This window comes from Bacteroides sp. BFG-637 (genome assembly GCF_024793605.1).
Lineage (GTDB): Bacteria > Bacteroidota > Bacteroidia > Bacteroidales > Bacteroidaceae > Bacteroides > Bacteroides vicugnae.
In genome coordinates, this window is the sequence record NZ_JANUPD010000002.1 from 2,121,014 (window position 1) to 2,140,568 (window position 19,555).

At 43.3% G+C, this 19,555-nt stretch carries 15 protein-coding genes; 7 read left to right on the forward strand and 8 right to left on the reverse strand.

Annotation, left to right across the window (positions count from 1 at the left end):
* Positions 1–60 precede the first annotated feature (60 nt).
* From NXX38_RS08435 to NXX38_RS08465, 7 genes are all read right to left on the reverse strand, one after another.
* Positions 61–1,329, reverse strand: coding sequence for a phospho-N-acetylmuramoyl-pentapeptide-transferase (locus NXX38_RS08435; protein WP_148364151.1), 1,269 nt, complete (start codon positions 1,327–1,329; stop codon positions 61–63).
* Between the two features lie 90 nt (positions 1,330–1,419).
* A complete protein-coding gene (locus NXX38_RS08440) occupies positions 1,420–2,868 on the reverse strand; it encodes a UDP-N-acetylmuramoyl-L-alanyl-D-glutamate--2,6-diaminopimelate ligase (protein ID WP_258981896.1) in 1,449 nt (482 codons plus the stop codon).
* A 29-nt stretch (positions 2,869–2,897) separates the two neighbouring features.
* Entirely contained in the window at positions 2,898–5,024 is a 2,127-nt protein-coding gene (locus NXX38_RS08445) for a penicillin-binding protein (RefSeq protein ID WP_195648970.1), read from the reverse strand.
* A gap of 71 nt (positions 5,025–5,095) precedes the next feature.
* Positions 5,096–5,452 carry an FtsL-like putative cell division protein gene (locus tag NXX38_RS08450; RefSeq protein ID WP_148364150.1) on the reverse strand — a complete coding sequence of 119 codons (357 nt, stop codon included), beginning with the start codon at positions 5,450–5,452 and terminating at the stop codon, positions 5,096–5,098.
* A 6-nt stretch (positions 5,453–5,458) separates the two neighbouring features.
* A complete protein-coding gene (gene rsmH, locus NXX38_RS08455) occupies positions 5,459–6,373 on the reverse strand; it encodes a 16S rRNA (cytosine(1402)-N(4))-methyltransferase RsmH (RefSeq protein ID WP_148364255.1) in 915 nt (304 codons plus the stop codon).
* Positions 6,360–6,830 carry a division/cell wall cluster transcriptional repressor MraZ gene (gene mraZ, locus NXX38_RS08460; protein WP_004307337.1) on the reverse strand — a complete coding sequence of 157 codons (471 nt, stop codon included), beginning with the start codon at positions 6,828–6,830 and terminating at the stop codon, positions 6,360–6,362. Before mraZ ends, rsmH begins: the two co-directional genes overlap by 14 nt.
* 465 nt (positions 6,831–7,295) lie before the next feature.
* Entirely contained in the window at positions 7,296–7,799 is a 504-nt protein-coding gene (locus NXX38_RS08465; RefSeq protein ID WP_004298201.1) for an RNA polymerase sigma factor, read from the reverse strand.
* A gap of 258 nt (positions 7,800–8,057) precedes the next feature.
* Between NXX38_RS08465 and NXX38_RS08470 the strand changes: the two genes are divergently transcribed.
* Positions 8,058–8,876, forward strand: a complete 819-nt coding sequence (locus NXX38_RS08470) for a 1-acyl-sn-glycerol-3-phosphate acyltransferase (protein WP_148364149.1) — start codon at positions 8,058–8,060, stop codon at positions 8,874–8,876.
* Positions 8,877–8,902: 26 nt separating this feature from the next.
* Positions 8,903–9,919 carry a GNAT family N-acetyltransferase gene (locus NXX38_RS08475; RefSeq protein ID WP_148364148.1) on the forward strand — a complete coding sequence of 339 codons (1,017 nt, stop codon included), beginning with the start codon at positions 8,903–8,905 and terminating at the stop codon, positions 9,917–9,919.
* Here NXX38_RS08475 and NXX38_RS08480 read toward each other — a convergent pair.
* Positions 9,891–11,237, reverse strand: a complete 1,347-nt coding sequence (locus NXX38_RS08480) for a deoxyguanosinetriphosphate triphosphohydrolase (RefSeq protein WP_258979073.1) — start codon at positions 11,235–11,237, stop codon at positions 9,891–9,893. The two genes, NXX38_RS08475 and NXX38_RS08480, sit on opposite strands and share 29 nt — an antisense overlap.
* A gap of 126 nt (positions 11,238–11,363) precedes the next feature.
* Between NXX38_RS08480 and dut the strand changes: the two genes are divergently transcribed.
* Genes dut through NXX38_RS08505 form a run of 5 tightly spaced genes read left to right on the forward strand, consistent with a single transcriptional unit; the run spans position 11,364 to position 19,503 of the window.
* Entirely contained in the window at positions 11,364–11,795 is a 432-nt protein-coding gene (gene dut / locus NXX38_RS08485) for a dUTP diphosphatase (RefSeq protein ID WP_004307331.1), read from the forward strand.
* Between the two features lie 24 nt (positions 11,796–11,819).
* Positions 11,820–13,592, forward strand: coding sequence for a tetratricopeptide repeat protein (locus NXX38_RS08490; RefSeq protein ID WP_148364146.1), 1,773 nt, complete (start codon positions 11,820–11,822; stop codon positions 13,590–13,592).
* Positions 13,589–14,164, forward strand: a complete 576-nt coding sequence (locus NXX38_RS08495; protein ID WP_148364145.1) for a DUF4292 domain-containing protein — start codon at positions 13,589–13,591, stop codon at positions 14,162–14,164. The genes NXX38_RS08490 and NXX38_RS08495 overlap by 4 nt, the downstream gene beginning before the upstream one ends.
* Positions 14,161–15,462, forward strand: a complete 1,302-nt coding sequence (locus tag NXX38_RS08500) for a murein hydrolase activator EnvC (RefSeq protein WP_148364144.1) — start codon at positions 14,161–14,163, stop codon at positions 15,460–15,462. The genes NXX38_RS08495 and NXX38_RS08500 overlap by 4 nt, the downstream gene beginning before the upstream one ends.
* A 24-nt stretch (positions 15,463–15,486) precedes the next feature.
* Positions 15,487–19,503, forward strand: a complete 4,017-nt coding sequence (locus NXX38_RS08505) for a two-component regulator propeller domain-containing protein (protein ID WP_258979076.1) — start codon at positions 15,487–15,489, stop codon at positions 19,501–19,503.
* Positions 19,504–19,555 lie beyond the last annotated feature (52 nt).

Consider the following 19,555-nt stretch of genomic DNA (forward strand, 5'->3'; position numbering starts at 1 on the left):
CACGGTTTTAAGGGATATGCAGTTAATACCGCGTTAATCCGTGTAATCTGTGCCTTCATTTTATCTTATTTTAAGCGTTATAATTGTTATTGCTGCCAATACAATCGTTACAATCCAGAAACGGACGGTAATCTTTGATTCATGAAACAGTTGGTCGGGTTTGGTGAATTTCACCGTGCATCCCGGTTCAATCAGGTTCATCGAAGTGCGGAAGTGATCGTGAATCGGTGTGCGCTTGAACAATCGTTGTTTCACACCTTTTCGTTTTCCCGCCTTATAATAAGCCCGTTGCAGGATGACCGACAGGTTTTCTACCAGGAATACACCGCAAAGAATCGGTATCAGCAACTCTTTGTGGATGATGATGGCAAACACTGCGATAATACCGCCGATAGTAAGACTGCCTGTGTCTCCCATAAATACTTGTGCCGGATAGGCATTGTACCATAGGAAACCGATCAGTGCACCGATGAAGGCGCAGATATAGATTACCAGTTCTTCCGAACCCGGAATATACATGATGTTCAGGTAGCCTGCAAATTCGATGTGCGATGATACATACGCCAGTACCCCCAGCGTTGCACCGATAATTGCCGAGTTCCCGGCTGCCATTCCGTCCATACCGTCATTCAGGTTGGCACCGTTTGATACGGCGGTAACTACAATGATGGTGACAATGACGAACAATATCCATCCGGCTGTTTGCGCATGTTCTCCCATGAAAGATACCAGATCGGCATAATCAAGGTTGTTGCTCTTGAAAAAAGGAATCGTTGTCTGGGTAGATTTCAGGTCATTCGTTCCGTGTATTACTTCCATCTCCTGTCCCGGATTATGAACTTCGATATTTTCGCGGATCACTACGTCCGGACTAAGGTATAAAGTCATTCCGACAATTAAGCCTAAACCAACCTGACCGATGATTTTGAACTTGCCATGCAAACCTTCCTTGTCTCTTTTGAAGATTTTGATATAGTCGTCTGCGAATCCGAGTGATCCCAACCATATGGTGGTGATCAGCATCAGTATCATATATATATTATGCAGTTTACCTAACAGTAAACAGGGTATCAGGATGGCTACAATGATGATAACACCACCCATGCTCGGGACGCCTACTTTGTTGACTCCGAACGGGTCGGTTTTAGCATCACGTTGCGTTTCTGTGATTTGTTTCCTTTTGAGTAGGTTGATGAACTTGTCTCCCCAGATACTTGAAATCAGTAACGCGAGGATAACTGCCATCAAAGCACGGAATGAGGTATATCCGAACATTCCCGCTCCTGGAAAATTGAGCTTATGTAGCCATTCAAATAGATAGTATAACATAAATAATTTGCCAATTTATTGATGTGTTGTTATGCCGGTTGCTGTCGGATAGATAACGAAGCCGGTCGGCATATTAGCACAGTCTATTCATTATTTAAAAATTTCTTTGAGTACTTCTTTGTCATCAAAATGATGTTTCACTCCTTTTATCTCCTGGTAATTCTCATGTCCTTTTCCGGCAACGAGAATTACATCTCCTTTCTCTGCCAGCATGCAAGCCGTGCGAATTGCTTCTTTACGGTCGGCAATGCTTAGTGTTTTCTTCATATCTTCCGCATCCAGTCCGGCAAGCATATCATTGATGATGTCTTGTGGCTCTTCAAAGCGCGGATTGTCGGAAGTGATGATGACGCGGTCACTCGCTTTGGCAGCTTCCTTTGCCATGATGGGGCGTTTGCCCTTGTCGCGGTTGCCGCCGGCGCCTACCACAGTAATCACTTTTCCTTTTCCTTCAAGCACTCCATGAATAGCGTTCAGTACATTAATGAGAGCATCCGGGGTATGTGCATAATCAACAATCGCCGTAATTCCCTGCGGTGAGCGGACCGCATCGAAGCGTCCGGCTACCGGATGAAGTGTGCTAAGAGCTACAAGCACCTCTTCCTCTTTCTTACCTAACAGAACTGCCGCCCCGAATACCGCCAACAAATTGGAAGCATTGAACTTTCCGATAAACTGAACTGCCAGTTCATGATTGTTGAAGTCGAGCAGCATCCCTTCAAAATGAGACTCCAATACCCGTCCTTTAAAGTCGCTAAGACTTCTCAATGAATAAGTATAGACCTTCGAACGTGTGTTCTGCGTCATTACCAGTCCGTTTTTATCGTCCAGATTGGTCAGGCTGAATGCATTTTTCGGCAGATCGTCAAAGAACTTTTTCTTCGCTTTCAGATAATTCTCTACTGTTTTATGATAGTCGAGATGGTCGCGGGTCAGATTGGTAAAGATCCCTCCTGCAAACTTTAATCCACTGATACGTTTCTGTGCAATCGAGTGGGAGCTGACTTCCATGAAAACATATTTGCATCCTTCATCTGCCATCCGTCCCAACAGACAGTTCAACGTGATTGGATCAGGAGTAGTATGTTCTGTCGGAATCGGTTCGTCATCGATATAATTGCAAACGGTAGAAATCAATCCTACCTTATATCCGAAATAACGGAATGTATTATATAATAAGGTAGCGATTGTTGTTTTTCCGTTCGTTCCGGTAACACCGACCAGTTCCAACTTGGAAGTCGGGTCTCCGTAAAAGGTAGTGGCAATCTTTCCTACCGCATCTTCGCTGTCTTTTACTTGTATATAGGTGATCCCCGCTACGGGTTTTTCCGGCATATCCTCGCAGAGGATGGCGATCGCTCCTTTTGCAATGGCAGCAGGTATATAAGCATGGCCGTCGGCTTGTGTGCCACGCATTGCCATGAATAGCTGTCCGACTTCCACTAGACGGGAGTCGATGTTGACACCGGTGATTTCTATGTTTGAATCTCCGGCTATCTCTACCGGTTGGATTGCTTTCAGTAACTCATTTAATAACATCACTCTATTCAATTTTTAATCTTTAATTTTTAATGAAGCGTAAGCGTCACCGTCTGTCCTTTCTTTACAATCGTTCCGTTGGCTATCGACTGGCTTTTTACTTTGCCCACGCCGACCAGGTTGACTTTCAATCCTTTGCTTTCCAACAAGTACACAGCGTCTTTCGCTCCCATACCTATCACACTGGGTACAAAATTCTGCATATTGCTCCGGCTTTCAAGAACTACAGCTTGTGGGGCAGAATGGGTATTTCCCCAAACTTCTTTGCCCGAATCAGCAATTTTGCCTTGTACATTAATCTGCAGCTCTTCCAATACCCGTTGCGCTTCGCGCATCTCTCCGGCTTTTACATTCGGAATGACTACGGAATTAGTATCAATCGCATTGGTCAGCGGTAACCGCAGGTCTTTGGCATACACCCTTTCTGCAATCTTGCTGAACACACTACCTGCCATCAAACCTCCCGAAGCCGGTAATCCCGGTTTCTGGATAGAGACAATCATGCTATATTTAGGCGCTTCTGACGGGAAATATCCGCAAAAACTAACCAGATAATTCGTTCTTCCCGTTTTGTATCCGGCTGCTCCCTGTGAGATCTGCGCTGTTCCTGTTTTTCCTGAAACGTGGAACTGCTTGCTTCCCGCAGGTTTGGCAAGTCCTTCACCGACCACTTTCCGGAGAATCTCACGGATCTGTGCCAAAGTCTTATCCGAACAAATCTTGGGATTGATCACCTCTGTCGGATATTCTTTCACGATTTCCCCATCTTTCACGGCAGCTCTGACAAACTTCGGACGTACGGTGACTCCATTGTTGGCTATCCCATTATAGAATGTGAGAATATTGATCGGCGGAACCTGTGTCTCGTAGCCGATACTCATCCACGGCAAAGTTGTCTTTGCAAAATAACGTTCTTTCGGACCGCGTATATTCGGTTTTCCTTCTCCCGAAATTTGCAGGTGTAACGGTTGGTCGATGCTCATCCGTTTCAATCCGTCTACAAATTTCTGCGGGTTGCTGCCGTAGAAATGGTCTATTATATAAGAGGTACCGACGTTGGACGACACTCCCAGGATTTCCGTAACAGTCAGTTTTCCGTATCCTCCGCGATGCCAGTTGTGGTCTTTCATGACACGTCCGTACATCGGCATCTGTCCGTTACCGGTGTCTACCACATAGTCCGGAGTGATCTTTCCGTCTTCAAGAGCTACCATGATAGAGGCAGTTTTGAAAGTAGACCCCGGCTCAAGCATATCGCTGATGGCATTGTTGCGCATTTCGTAGTATTCACCATCTTTGCCTTGCATCATGTTGACGATGGCTTTCACCTCTCCGGTAGCTACTTCCATCAATACCACCACACCCACACTGGCATTCAACTCTTTTAGTTTATCCACCAACGCTTTCTCGCAAATATCCTGCATACCTACGTCGATAGTACTAATCAGATCGCAACCGTCAACCGGCGGCACATCGACAATGTTCAGGTATTTGTTCATCACTTTCTGGCGGTGTGTCAATCCGTCCCGTCCTTTCAGGATGGTGTCGAAAGCAAGCTCGATACCATTTCTCGCTCCTTTGGCTGTGTCTGCATACACGTCTCCCAATGTACGGGCAGCCAGTGAACCGAACGGTTTCTTACGCTGATTGTAAGCCTGTTCTTTGAATCCGCCTTTATACCGGTTCAAACAGAACACAGGTAGTCTCTTTACCTCTTTATATTGTATATAGGAGATACGTTTCGGATAAATCAGATAATTGCGGCTTTTTGCCTGGCGTCCTTTTTTGAGATGTGCCTTGAATTGTGCCACGCTCTTGTCCGGGAATATCTTGTGAAGTCCGATACAGATAGAATCCATGTTCGCGTTGAGGATAGAATCACGTCGTGCCTGATCTTTCTGCCTGCGTTTTTCATCTTTTTCACCAGACATAAAGTCCATATATATTCTGTATTCGGGCAGAGAACTGGCCATTAGTTTACCGTCAGAAGAAATAATGTTTCCACGATTGGGTTTCACCGTCACATTTTCTTTTACGAAACGATCAGCCACATCCTGCCAGTATTGTCGTTCGGCAAACATGGTGATGCCTGCTTTTACAACAATAGCTACTCCTATCAACGCCATCAACAGGATGACGAAGAAGTAACGGGTCATTATGTTCTTTTTTATTAACTGCCACAGCGCCTTTCTTTTTTAACTATCATTTATCAACTATCCACTCTCACTTATTTAATAAGGTAGGGAGGATTCGTCGATGTCTGCAAATCGCTTTCCTTACTTGATATATAATCTTCAATGCGCGACTGGCGGCTCTTTTCCATTAGCTCCGAACTGCGTGTCAGCGCGTCATATTTAATATCTGTCAATTCTTTTTTCAGCCGGTCTATTTCGATCTGCTGTTGTTGACTGGCATAGCGATTATGAATATAGAAGATGATAAATACCATGATAAGTACCAGCAACTTCGTTTGACGGCGGAAAAAATCGGTAGCCAGAATGTCTCCACCCAGAATACTCTTCAGTGAGGTACGTTTTTTCTTCTTGCCCTCTTCTGCTTTCTTATTTACTACTTCTTCTTCCATATCTTTTTACTTCTTTTCTGCAATTCGTAATTTGGCACTTCTCGACCGCGGGTTTCGTTCTATTTCTGCTTCGTCGGGAACGATTACCTTATTGTTGACAAGGCGGAAAGGTGTTTGCAGATTGCCGAAGAAGTCGGTTTCCGCTTTTCCTTCTACATTGCCTGTCTTCATGATGTTTTTCACCATACGGTCTTCCAACGAATGATAGGTGATAACTACCAGTCTGCCGCCCGGCTTTAATGCCTCCGTAGCAGCCTGCAACATCTCCTTCAATGCTTCCATCTCTTGATTTACTTCAATTCGCAGTGCCTGGAACACTTTTGCCAACTCTTTCTTTTCGCGTTCACGACCGAAAAGCGGTTTGATGATTTCCAAAAATTCACCGATGGTCCGGATATACTGTCCGCTTCTGGCTTTAACGATGACAGAAGCCAGTTTGCGGCTATTCTTTAGTTCTCCATACAGGTAGAGGATGTTTGCAAGGCGTTCTTCATCATAAGTATTCACGATATCTGCTGCTGTCATTCCGGCACGCTTGTTCATGCGCATATCCAGTGCCCCGTCAAAACGGAAGGAGAAGCCACGCTCGCTATCGTCGAAATGATGGGAAGATACGCCGAGGTCGGCCAGAATCGCATCTACCTGCTCGATGTCGTGATAACGCAGGAAGTTGTGCAGATAGCGGAAGTTACTGCGCACGAAGATGAAATGAGTATCGTTGACAATGTTCCGTTCAGCGTCCTCGTCCTGGTCGAAACCCAGCAGACGTCCGCCTTCTCCGAGCCGTGAAAGGATCTCGCGCGAATGTCCCGCTCCTCCGAATGTGACGTCTACATACGTTCCATCCGGTTGGATATTCATACCGTCAACGCTTTCTTTCAGCAATACAGGTACGTGATATGTCAATTCATCTTTCTCCATCTTGTCTATTATCATCGTTCATAATTTCTTCTAATGCTGCACCGAACTCTTCGGGTGACATGAAAGGCTGTTCTGCCCGTTCTTTCGCCCAGATCTCTATCTTGTTGTCGATGCCGATAAAGCGGATATCCCCATGGATACTGCAAATCTGTAAATACCGTTTCGGAATTAATATGCGCCCATTGCTATCAGGTGTCACTATTTCAACGTCGCTCACGAATTGCCTGAAAATAAGTTGGTGTTTGCTATTCCATTTGTTAAGTCTACTACGTAGCTCGTTCAACTCCTCGTTCCACACGCTCTCGGGGTACAGGGTTAAACAGTCCTGAAATACGTCTTTACGCATAATAAGCCTCTCTTCAGAAGCGGCTTGTAATTGCTTCCTGAAGGTGGCGGGTATGAACACCCTTCCTTTGGCGTCCGCCCTGGCTTCAATATTTCCTAAAAAACGTATCATTACCTTATTATAATAAGCGACCGTAAAAGTATGAAATTCCCCACAATTCCCCACAACTTTCCATAAAAAACTTTCAGAGAAGTTTTCAACAGAATGTTAAATGTCTATTTGCTTGAAAATGATGTGCCTTCGAGAATGCTTTACTGGTGGGGAGCTTGTGCCCGCAGAACGAAAAAAAATGTCTGTATAGGTAAAATTTGATAATATAGAGAAAAGAGTTTTATTTCTATGCAATAATAAATAGACTGACACCCGGGTCTCGGTACTCCCAACACCCGGGTCTCGGCATGCCTGACATCCGGGTGCCGGTGTGTCTGACACCCGGGTGTCGGACAACTAATCTTTGCAATAAAAGAAAAGGCAGAATATACCGGAGTATTTCTGCCTTTTAATCATTATCAAAACTAAAAATCTGTATTAAAGAAATATGTGACTCAAAATCACTGAGTTTTATATAGTTAAGGTTTAGCGGAAGTCTTTCAATTCTTCCTGTAATTTCTGGCGCGTGAAGAAAATACGGCTTTTCACTGTACCCAACGGCAGGTTCAATTTTTCCGCAATTTCACGGTATTTGAATCCTGAAACGTGCATCGCGAACGGGACCCTGTATTCTTTGGGGAGTTTGTTGACTACACGGTGCATCTCTTTCAGGTCGTATGCTCTTTCTGTATTTTCAGAACTTCCGTCCTGTGGCAAATTCAGATGATAAAGATTGTCTGTCTGGTCGATGAATGTCTGGTCGCGGACTACCTTGCGGTAGTTGTTTATGAATATATTGCGCATGATGGTATACATCCATCCTTTGAAATTTGTATCAGGGGTATATTTATCTTCATTATCTAATGCTTTTAATGATGTCTCCTGCAACAAATCGTTTGCTTCTTCACGGTCAGTTGTCAGTTTATAAGCGAAGCGTAGTAATTCATCTTGTACTCCTACTAAATCTTTTCTGAAGCTTAAACTTTTCATAATGTGTTGCTTTTTAAAGGTGAATATTCGTTTGTTATTTTCGATGTTGCAAGTTTACATGAATTTCTGAAACCCGGTAGGGGAAAAACAGACGTTTTTTACCCGAAAACTATCCGCGGATAGTTTTTAGGTCATTTTTGATAGTTTTTGGGTGGTGTTTTTTTATCTTCTGAACTTAAATCCTGCATTTTCTACCAAATTATTGCGATTAATAAAAAAGAACCGTTAATTTTGTGCCATCATTTTTATTTGAAAAGAATGACTGATGACTCTTTATTTTTGATCGATGTCGATAAGATACTTCGGACAAAGGCTCCGAAGCGTTATAAGTACGTCCCTAAGTTCGTGATTTCTTACTTGAAGAAAATTATTCATCAGGATGAAATTAATGTATTCCTGAATGAGTCGAAGGATAAACTGGGAGTGGACTTTCTGGAAGCGTGTATGGATTTTCTGGATGCGAAAGTGGATGTAAAAGGCATTGAGAATTTGCCTAAGGATGGTCTGTACACTTTTGTTTCCAATCATCCGCTGGGCGGACAGGATGGTGTTGCGCTTGGTTATGTGTTAGGAAAACATTATGATGGGAAAGTGAAATACCTAGTGAATGATTTGTTGATGAATCTACGCGGGCTGGCTCCCCTTTGCATACCTATTAATAAAACCGGCAAGCAAGCAAAGGATTTCCCGAAGATGGTGGAAGCCGGATTCCATTCCGACGATCAGTTGATTATGTTTCCTGCCGGACTGTGTTCGCGCCGTCACAATGGAGTCATTCGTGACGTGGAATGGAAAAAGACATTTGTAGTAAAGAGCATACAAACAAAACGTGATGTAATACCCGTGCATTTTGGGGGTAGGAATTCTGACTTCTTTTACAATCTGGCAAATGTTTGCAAGGCACTGGGCATTAAGTTTAACATTGCTATGTTGTATCTTGCGGATGAAATGTTTAAGAATCGCCACAAAACTTTTACTGTCACTTTTGGAAAGCCCATACCCTGGCAGACTTTTGATAAATCGAAAACTCCTGCGCAGTGGGCTGAATACGTAAAGGATATTGTTTATAAACTGTAACTGATAGAACAACTATAACAAGGAATATGGAAGAGATTATTAAACCGGTAAGCAAAGAACTGCTAAAAGCAGAATTGACGGAAGACAGGCGCTTACGAATGACGAATAAGAGTAATAATCAGATTTATATTATTACTCATCAGAATGCTCCTAATGTAATGAGAGAGATTGGTCGTTTGCGTGAGATAGCTTTCCGTGCTGCTGGTGGAGGTACAGGTCTGTCAATGGATATCGATGAATACGACACGATGGAACACCCCTATAAGCAGTTGATTGTATGGAATCCGGAAGCGGAAGAAATTCTGGGTGGTTACCGGTATTTGCTAGGTACGGACGTGCGTTTTGATGAAAAAGGTGCTCCGATTCTGGCTACTTCCCATATGTTTCATTTTTCTGATGCTTTTATTAAAGAATACTTGCCGCAGACAATTGAATTGGGGCGTTCGTTCGTTACGCTTGAATATCAGTCTACCCGTGCCGGAAGCAAAGGTTTGTTTGCCTTAGATAACTTGTGGGATGGATTGGGAGCGTTGACCGTGGTTATGCCGAATGTGAAATATTTCTTTGGTAAAGTGACCATGTATCCGAGCTATCATCGTCGTGGGCGTGATATGATTCTTCATTTCCTTAAGAAGCATTTTTATGACAAAGAGAAACTTGTCACTCCGATCGAGCCTCTGAAACTTGAAACTTCCGAGGCAGAGTTGAAATCTCTCTTCTGCAAGCATTCTTTCAAGGAAGACTATAAAATATTGAATTGTGAAATCCGTAAACTGGGGTATAATATACCTCCGTTGGTAAATGCATATATGAGCCTAAGCCCTACGATGCGTATGTTCGGAACAGCTATCAATTATGAATTCGGTGATGTGGAAGAAACCGGTATCCTGATTGCTGTAGACGAAATTCTCGAGGATAAACGGATTCGACACATCCAGACGTTTATTGAAAGCCATCCGGATGCGTTGAGATTGTCTTCTTGTGGAGGGGAAGAAGTGTTTACTCCTAAAGTGGTTACACCGCAGGCAGACTGTTCCCGTTAATTTTACGATAAAGATCAAGAGCAAAGACATCGGTCATTCCAGATATATAGTCAAGTACCGCCTGTATTCTTTCATAGAGTATGGGCGATTTTATATTGTATTGGCTGGAAACCCGGTCGATCAGGAGTTTGGAATAAGCCTTTTCGGGTGAAGTTACGGCATCTATCATCAATTCTAGTAAGGTGCTGATGATGCGGAACCCCGCCAGCTCGATGTCCAGTACATCCCGTGAACGGTAGATTTTGTTGATAGATACTTCGACGCTGTGTTTATAGGCTGCTGCCGGACGCTCGGCTATGCGCTTGATCAGTGATCCTTCGAACGTGCCGGACAGTATTTCTTGTTCATGATCTAAAAAGACACGGGTACACTCCCGGATTAATAAACCGATGACGGAAGAACGCAGGTAGGCGATTTGCTCGTTGACATCGTTGACGATCAGGAATGTTTTCCGGAGATGTTCCTGTCGTTCTTCGCTGAAATAGGCCATTAATAGCTCCTTGGTTTCTTCTGTGGTGAGAATCTTCAGTTTATATGCATCCTCAATATCCATCATCTGATAGCAAATGTCGTCTGCTGCTTCAACCAAATAAACTAACGGGTGGCGCGCATACTTCAAAGGATGTTCGTTGAGCAATATCAGTCCTAATTCTGTTGCAATTTTGTGGAAGCTTTCTTCTTCGCTGACGAAAAAGCCAAACTTGGATTTTGTTCCTGCAAGGCTCGATGAAAAGGGGTATTTTACAATAGAAGCCAAGGTGGTATATGTTAGAACGAATCCGCCTTTGCGACGTCCCTCGAACTGATGTGTAAGTATCCGGAAGGCATTTGCATTTCCTTCAAAATGTGTCAAATCTTCCCATTCCATCGGAGAAAGTTGCTCTCCGTCGGGCTGTTTCTCTTTCAGACGGACTCCTTTCCCTTCAGAGAAAAAAGTGGAAATGGCCTTTTCGCCTGAATGACCGAAAGGCGGGTTGCCCAAATCGTGTGCCAGGCAAGCGGCTGAAACGATAGAGCCGATCTCCGGCAGGAAAGAATCCTGAAGTTCCGGATGACGTTCCAGAAGTGCTTTGGCAACATCGTCCCCGAGTGAACGACCGACGCTGGCGACTTCGAGACTGTGCGTAAGGCGGTTGTGTACAAAAACGCTGCCCGGTAGAGGGAATACTTGCGTTTTGTTCTGTAATCTGCGGAAAGGAGCCGAAAAAATAAGACGGTCATAGTCCCGTTGGAATTCGGATCGGTTTTCCTGTCGTTCCTCATGGAATTCTTCCATTCCGAAACGTTTCGCTGATATTAATTGGTTCCAATTCATCATTTTATTTACGATTTGACTATATTTACTATTTACAATTTAGGGAACGGTACATTATTTAACTGCAAACTTAACTATTTTTCAGTTCAAAATGTGTATTTTCGCCCGTTAAATAGTAAACATGCATTTATGAATATTCAAGTTATCAATAAATCGAAGCATCCGCTTCCGGCTTATGCCACTGAATTGTCCGCAGGAATGGATATCCGTGCTAATCTTTCTGAACCTATCACACTGGAACCGTTGCAACGTTGTCTGGTGCCGACAGGACTGTATATCGCCTTGCCGAAGGGATTTGAGGCACAGGTTCGTCCACGTAGCGGACTGGCAATCAAGAAAGGGATTACGGTGCTCAATTCTCCGGGTACGATTGATGCGGATTATCGTGGGGAAGTTTGTATCATTTTAGTCAATCTCTCCTCTGAAACGTTTGTGATTGAAGACGGTGAACGTATCGCGCAGATGGTGATAGCGAAGCACGAACAGCCTGCATGGCAGGAAGTAGAGGTGCTGGATGAAACAGAACGGGGAGCCGGTGGTTTCGGACATACCGGAGTATGATGAATGCTTAATGGAGAAAATAGAATGAAGATAAAAATAGGATGGCTGTTCGTGACGGTATTGATGCTCACTTCGTGTGGGGGAATCCGGTCTGTGCGTACAGCAAAAACAACAGCGAAAGCAGATGGAGCTTCTTTGATGAAGGAAACATGGCTTTCTGCTGAACAACAGCGTAAATATGACTACTTCTTCTTGGAAGCCATGCGGATGAAAGGAAAGAATGAGTATGATGCGGCATTTGGATTGCTACAGCATTGTCTGGATATCAACCCCACTGCTTCTTCTGCGCTTTATGAAATATCGCAATATTATATGTTCCTTCGCCAGGTGCCGCAAGGTCAGGCTGCTCTGGAGCAGGCAGTGGCTTTTGCGCCTGATAACTATTGGTATAGTCAGGGATTGGTCAGTCTGTATCAGCAACAAAATGAATTGGATAAGGCTGCGGCTTTGCTTGAGAAGATGGTCACCCGTTTCCCGTCGAAACAGGACCCTTTGTTCAGCCTTCTTGATATTTACAGTCGCCAGGAGAAGTATAATGATGTCATTTCCACATTGAACCGTTTAGAGAAACGTCTGGGTAAGAATGAGCAGCTGTCTATGGAGAAATTCCGGATTTATCTTCAGATGAAAGATGATAAGAAAGCATTTCAGGAAATAGAAAGTCTGGTACAGGAATATCCGATGGATATGCGTTATCAGGTGATCCTGGGAGATGTATATCTTCAGAATGGGAAAAAGCAGGAAGCTTATGATGTATACCAGAAAGTTCTGGCTGTAGAACCTGATAATCCGATGGCTCTTTTCTCGATGGCTTCTTATTATGAACAGACCGGTCAGAAAGAATTGTATCAACAGCAACTGGATACGTTGTTATTGAACAAAAAGGTGACTTCTGATACTAAAATCAGTGTCATGAGACAGGTGATTGCGGAAAATGAACAGTCATCCGCTAAAGATAGCACTCAGGTGATTGAGTTGTTTGACCGGATGATGAAGCAGGATATGGATGATCCGCAGATACCGATGCTTTATTCTCAATACCTGTTGTCGAAGAATATGGAACAGGAAGCTGTGCCGGTATTGGAGCAGGTGGTTGATCTGGATCCTACTAATAAGGCTGCCCGTTTGATGCTAGTCAGTGCGGCGGTGAAGAAGGAAGATTACAAGCAAATTATCAAGGTCTGCGAACCGGGCATTGAAGCCACTCCGGATGCGTTGGAACTTTATTATTATCTGGCTATCGCTTATCATCAGGCAGAACAGGGAGATAGTGTATTGAGTGTTTGTAATAGAGCATTGGAACATATAGCTCCTGATACGAGGAAAGAAGTCGTTTCAGATTTTTATTCTATCATGGGGGATATTTATCATACCAAGAAACAGATGGCGGAGGCTTATGCTGCTTACGATTCGGCTTTGGTATATAATCCTTCCAATATTGGCGCATTAAATAATTATGCTTATTATCTGTCTGTGGAACGTCGTGATTTGGACAAAGCGGAGGAGATGAGTTACAAAACGGTGAAAGCTGAACCTAATAATTCAACCTATCTCGACACTTATGCCTGGATTCTTTTCGAAAAGGGAAACTATGCCGAAGCCCGTATCTACATTGATAATGCGATGAAGAACGATGGTGAGAAAAGTGATGTGATTGTGGAGCATTGCGGAGATATTTATTTTATGACCGGTGATGTGGAAGGTGCGTTGAAATACTGGAAGAAGGCACTGGAAATGGGTAGCGAGTCGAAGATGTTGAAACAGAAAATAGAAAAGAAGAAATATATTGCGGAATGAAAAGAATAGTTTATCTATTGTTGGTGGTGGTAGTGTTGGCAGGCTGTAAGAGTTCGAAGCATTTAGCGACCTCGGAAACTAAGACTTCGACAAAGACGCAGACCTCCAGTTATTTGGCTTCCAAGCTTCAATTGACCATTCCCGGTAAGAAGGGGAGTATGTCTGTAGGGGGAACCCTAAAAATGAAAACTCATGAGCGGGTACAAATCTCCTTATTGATGCCTATTCTCCGTACGGAAGTGGCACGTATAGAAGTAACTCCCGACGAAGTGCTGCTTGTAGACCGGATGAATAAACGCTTCGTTCGTGCAACAAAGGCTGAATTGAAGAATGTGTTATCGAAGAATGTGGAATTCTCCCGTTTGGAAAAGATATTGATGGATGCTTCTCTTCCTGGCGGAAAGACAGAACTGACAGGAAAGGATATAGGAATCCCCTCATTGGAAAAGGCTAAAGTTCAACTTTATGAGTTTTCGACACAGGAGTTTTCAATGACTCCGACGGAACTGACGTCTAAGTATAACCAAATTCCTTTGGAAGAATTAGTAAAAATGCTGGTAGCTTTATTATGATGAAACGTTTCTTTGTTATTCTAATCAGTTGCCTTTGGTTGGCAGTTCCTCTTTTCGCTCAATCGAACAAGTTGATTCGTGAGCTGGAAAGTAAACGCGGCACGCTGCAAAAACAGATTGCCGAATCGGAATCTATATTGAAGAATACAAAGAAAGATGTGGGAAGCCAGTTGAACAGCTTGGCTGTGTTGACGGGGCAGATTGAAGAACGGAAACGCTATATCATGGCTATAAACAATGATGTGGAAGCTATCCAGCGTGAACTGGCGTCATTGGAACGTCAGTTGAGAGGGTTGGAGAAGGATTTGAAAGATAAAAAGAAGAAATATGAAGCTTCTGTCCAGTACTTGTATAAGAATAAGTCGATAGAGGAGAAGCTGATGTTTATTTTTTCGGCAAAGAACTTGGGACAGACTTACCGCCGTATGCGCTATGTCCGTGAATATGCTACTTATCAACGTCTGCAAGGGGAGGAAATCCTGAAGAAACAAGAACAGATACGCAAGAAGAAAGCGGAACGGCAACAGGTGAAAGCTGCCAAGGAGAGCCTGCTGCAGGAACGCGAGAGCGAAAAGGTCAAGCTGGAGGAACAGGAAAAGGAGAAGCGTACGTTGGTGACTAATCTGCAAAAGAAACAGAAAGGATTGCAGAATGAGATTAATAAAAAACGCAGGGAAGCCAATCAACTGAATGCCCGTATTGATAAATTAATTGCGGAAGAAATAGAACGTGCCCGTAAGCGTGCACAGGAAGAAGCCCGTCGTGAAGCCGCTGCACGTAAGAAAGAGGAAAGTAAGGAGGGGAAATCCACTGCAACGGAAGCGGCTGCGAAATCGAAACCTCTTGATGCTTATACCATGAGCAAGGCGGATCGGGAATTATCGGGTAATTTTGCTGCTAACCGCGGAAAACTGCCAATGCCTATATCCGGAGCTTATATCATTACCAGCCGTTACGGGCAATATGCTGTAGAGGGCTTACGCAACGTGAAACTGGATAACAAGGGTATTGATATTCAGGGAAGACCGGGTGCACAGGCACGTGCCATTTTTGATGGAAAGGTGGCGGCTGTATTCCAATTGAACGGATTATTTAACGTTCTCATTCGTCATGGTGATTATATTTCTGTTTATTGCAATCTTTCTTCTGCCTCCGTTAAGGCTGGTGATACGGTGAAGACGAAGCAGTCTATCGGCCAGGTCTTTTCCGACGCTACGGATAATGGGCGGACGGTATTGCATTTCCAGTTGCGCAGGGAGAAAGAAAAGCTGAACCCTGAACCTTGGCTGAATCGATAATTGAATTAAAAACACACACAGAGAATGAAGTTAACTAAAATACTAATATGCTTGCTGGTCTTCTGGGCCGGAACATTATCTGCGTCTCCTTATTTTTCATTCAAGAAATACCAGGTGGAGGATGGGTTGTCTCATAATACCGTGTGGTGTGCCCTTCAAGACAGTTATGGCTTTATCTGGCTGGGTACCAGTGACGGATTGAACCGTTATGACGGACGAGGCAATAAAGTGTACCGGAATGTTCTCAACGACAAATTTTCATTAGAAAATAATTTTGTAGAAGCCTTGATAGAAGTGGACAAGACTATCTGGGTTGGAACGAACTCCGGACTTTATATTTATGACCGCGATACCGATCGTTTTTCTTATTTTGATAAAACTACGCAGTATGGTGTATATATCAGTAGTGAGATTAAAAAGATTATAAAGACGGAAAATGGTCTTATCTGGATTGCGACTTTGGGACAGGGATTTTTTATTTATGATCCGAAAACAGAGGTGTTGACTCAAAATAGTGTCCAGACTTCTTTTGTGTGGGACCTTTGTCAGAGTGCCGATCAAAAGAGGGTGTATATCTCTTCTCTACAGGAAGGATTGTTGTGTTTTGACGAGAATGGCAAGTTTCTCCGGGCATACGAAATCTCATTGGAAACAAATGCCTCCGATAGTTATAAGGTGAACTGCATTCAGAATATCGATGGAGAAATCTGGATTGGTGCAGGAAGCAATCTGCTGAGTCGCTTGGATGAACGAACCGAAGCTATAGATAACTACAGTGGTTCGGCGTTTAATTTCGGAGCTGTTCATTGCTTGTTGAAGTATACGGATAAAGAGTTGTTGGTAGGGACTGATAACGGGCTTTATCTGTTCAATCAGAATACAAACACATTCCAGCGGGCGGATAATCCGGCGGATCCGAGAAGTTTGAGCGATCAGACCATCAATGGAATGATGTGGGATGCTGAAGGAGCTCTTTGGGTGTTGACCAATCTGGGAGGAATCAACTATATGTCCAAGCAAACTAAACGCTTTGATTATTATTCGCCTGCCTATTTGTCCGGGGTGCCGGGAGCAGGGGAGGTGGTTGCTCCTTTCTGTGAGAGTAAAGATGGGAATATCTGGATTGGAACTCAAAGCGGTTTGTATTTCTTTAATGCTGCTACCCAAGAGCTTTCTCCCTATGCTATTGGAGGAGCTAAAAGTCAGAAATATGATATTCGTTCTTTAATGTTGGACGGCGACTACTTATGGATCGGGACTTATGCCGGAGGAATACGGGTTGTTAATTTGCGCACAGGAGCAGTGAAGGCTTATACTCACTCTCGTGGAATCCCGAATACAATTTGTAGCAATGATGTGTTATGTATCTATAAAGGACGGAAAGGAGATATCTATGTAGGGACGAGTTGGGGATTATGCTGTTATGACTCTGCGAAAGATAACTTTATGACTATCACAAGTGTCGGTTCAATGGTTTCTGTTGTCGATATATATGAGGATATGTACAATCATCTTTGGATTGCGACTTCCAATAGTGGTGTGTTTTCTTACAACACGATGAATGCCCATTGGAAGCATTATCAGCATGAACGGGAAGACTCGACCACAATTACCAGCAATTCGGTCATCACTCTGTTTGAAGATGCGAAAGGAACCATGTGGTTTGGTACTAATGGAGGAGGGTTGTGTTCCTTTGATCCTAAAACGAAAACATTCATTGAATTTGATCCGCATAATACCTTATTACCTAATAAGGTTATTTATGCGATTGAACAAGATCAGGGAGGTGATTTCTGGATATCCAGTAATGCCGGAATTTTCAAGATTAATCCTCTCACTAAAGATCATTTCCGACAATTTACGATTAATGATGGTTTGCAGGGAAATCAGTTTATGGCTCGATCTTCATTGAAATCATCCGAAGGAAAATTGTATTTTGGTGGAATAAATGGCTTTAATGTATTTCAGCCCGAACAGTTTGTGGATAACAAATACATTCCTCCGGTTTATGTGACCGACATCCGGTTGCCTTATCAGACTGATGAACTGGAAGTAAAGAAACTGCTTCAGTTGGATAAACCGCTTTATATGGCCGATAAGGTGACTTTATCTTATGAGAACAACAGTTTCTCCATCCGATTTGTCGCTCTTAGTTTTGAAGATCCGGCAAAGAACCGATATTCTTATATACTTCGGGGAGTGGATAAGGAATGGATTATGAATACCGAGAATAATGTGGCTTCTTATACCAATTTGCCTCCCGGTGAGTATCTGTTCGAAGTCAGAGGTTCTAATAATGACCGTCAGTGGAATGAGAAGACTACTACTTTAAAGGTGGTGATTACTCCTCCCTGGTGGCGTAGTACTTTGGCTTATGTTGTTTATGTTCTCATGTTATTGGGATGGATCGGCTGGATGGCCTGGCGATGGAATCTCCGCGTTAAACGCAAATATAAACGGCGGATGGAAAAATATCAGACTGCCAAGGAACAGGAAGTTTATAAGTCGAAGATTAGCTTCTTCATCAATTTGGTGCATGAGATACGTACTCCGCTTAGTTTGATACGTCTTCCCTTGGAAAAACTGTTGGAGAAAGAGCGTGAAGGGAAAGATCTCAAGTATCTGTCTGTGATAGATAAGAATGTAAATTATCTGTTGGGAATTACTAATGAATTGCTTGACTTCCAGAAAATGGAGAGTGGCACGCTGCATTTGAATTTGAAGAAGAGTGATATTAAGGAACTTGTCAGTGATGTTTATAACCAATTTACAAGCCCTGCTGAATTAAAGGGAATTGATTTACAATTGACTGTTCCAGAACAAGAGCTGGTGTCTACGGTGGATCGGGAGAAATTAAGTAAGATTCTTGTTAACCTGATGGGAAATGCCATCAAATATGCTCATGCGCATATTGAATTGAAACTAGTTGTCACTGATAAAGGATATGAGATACAGGTGAATGATGATGGTCCCGGAATACCGGATGAACAGAAACAAAAGATATTTGAAGCTTTCTATCAACTGCCTGATGATAAGGTGGCTACGGCTGTAGGTACCGGTATCGGATTGGCTTTTGCAAAGTCTTTGGCGGAGGCTCACCAGGGAGATTTGTACTTGGAAGATAATGTTGGAGGCGGTTCTTCATTTATATTGTCTCTTCCGGTCAAAGAGTGGGAGACGGAGAAAACGGCTGATATTGTAGAAATGCATCCGGAACATGTGGATGCTTCTGATGCTGTATCTTCGGAGTATTCAGGGAAGAAGTTTACGGTTCTGCTGGTTGAGGATAATGTTGATTTATTGAATCTGACTCGCGAGTCATTGGCAGAATGGTTCCGTGTGTTGAGGGCTTCCAATGGTCGTGAAGCACTTGAAGTGCTTGCGCAGGAAAATGTAGATGTCATAGTAAGCGACGTTATGATGCCGGAGATGGATGGTCTGGAACTTTGTTGCAAAGTGAAGTCTGAAATCTCTTATTCCCATATTCCGGTCATTTTATTGACGGCAAAAACCACTTTGGAGTCTAAAGTCGAAGGACTTACATGTGGAGCAGATGTATATGTGGAGAAACCATTTTCTATCAAACAACTTCATATGCAGATCGAGAATTTGCTGAAGTTGAGGCAGTCTTTCCATAAATTGATGGTGAGCCTGGCTGGGGATACGGTGGCTGTTTCGACAACGGACTTTGCGATGTCGCAGAAAGACTGTGAATTCATTGCGAAGATACAAGGGGTGATAGCCGAACAGCTGGCAGATGAGAACTTTTCGATAGATACCTTGTCTGAACAGATGAATATGAGCCGTTCCAATTTCTATCGGAAGATCAAGGCTTTGTCCGGAATGTCACCTAATGATTATTTGAAGACACTTCGTATGAATAGAGCTGCTGAACTGATTATGAGCGGTACCCGGATTTCTGAAGTGGCAGCACAGGTGGGATTTACTTCTTCTTCTTATTTTGCGAAATGTTTTAAAGCGCAATATGGCGTATTACCTAAAGAATATAATGGTCAGCCTCCGGTTTCAGGTGAGGAGTGATAGATTGCATAAAGCATATAAAAAGACTCCTGCCGGGAAATATCTTATGATA

Coding starts and splice junctions, on each gene's coding strand:
- NXX38_RS08435 (WP_148364151.1), bottom strand. CDS start 1,329: ATGTTATACTATCTATTTGAATGGCTACATAAGCTCAATTTTCCAGGA.
- NXX38_RS08440 (WP_258981896.1), bottom strand. CDS start 2,868: ATGTTATTAAATGAGTTACTGAAAGCAATCCAACCGGTAGAGATAGCC.
- NXX38_RS08445 (WP_195648970.1), bottom strand. CDS start 5,024: ATGACCCGTTACTTCTTCGTCATCCTGTTGATGGCGTTGATAGGAGTA.
- NXX38_RS08450 (WP_148364150.1), bottom strand. CDS start 5,452: ATGGAAGAAGAAGTAGTAAATAAGAAAGCAGAAGAGGGCAAGAAGAAA.
- rsmH (WP_148364255.1), bottom strand. CDS start 6,373: ATGGAGAAAGATGAATTGACATATCACGTACCTGTATTGCTGAAAGAA.
- mraZ (WP_004307337.1), bottom strand. CDS start 6,830: ATGATACGTTTTTTAGGAAATATTGAAGCCAGGGCGGACGCCAAAGGA.
- NXX38_RS08465 (WP_004298201.1), bottom strand. CDS start 7,799: ATGAAAAGTTTAAGCTTCAGAAAAGATTTAGTAGGAGTACAAGATGAA.
- NXX38_RS08470 (WP_148364149.1), top strand. CDS start 8,058: ATGACTGATGACTCTTTATTTTTGATCGATGTCGATAAGATACTTCGG.
- NXX38_RS08475 (WP_148364148.1), top strand. CDS start 8,903: ATGGAAGAGATTATTAAACCGGTAAGCAAAGAACTGCTAAAAGCAGAA.
- NXX38_RS08480 (WP_258979073.1), bottom strand. CDS start 11,237: ATGATGAATTGGAACCAATTAATATCAGCGAAACGTTTCGGAATGGAA.
- dut (WP_004307331.1), top strand. CDS start 11,364: ATGAATATTCAAGTTATCAATAAATCGAAGCATCCGCTTCCGGCTTAT.
- NXX38_RS08490 (WP_148364146.1), top strand. CDS start 11,820: ATGAAGATAAAAATAGGATGGCTGTTCGTGACGGTATTGATGCTCACT.
- NXX38_RS08495 (WP_148364145.1), top strand. CDS start 13,589: ATGAAAAGAATAGTTTATCTATTGTTGGTGGTGGTAGTGTTGGCAGGC.
- NXX38_RS08500 (WP_148364144.1), top strand. CDS start 14,161: ATGATGAAACGTTTCTTTGTTATTCTAATCAGTTGCCTTTGGTTGGCA.
- NXX38_RS08505 (WP_258979076.1), top strand. CDS start 15,487: ATGAAGTTAACTAAAATACTAATATGCTTGCTGGTCTTCTGGGCCGGA.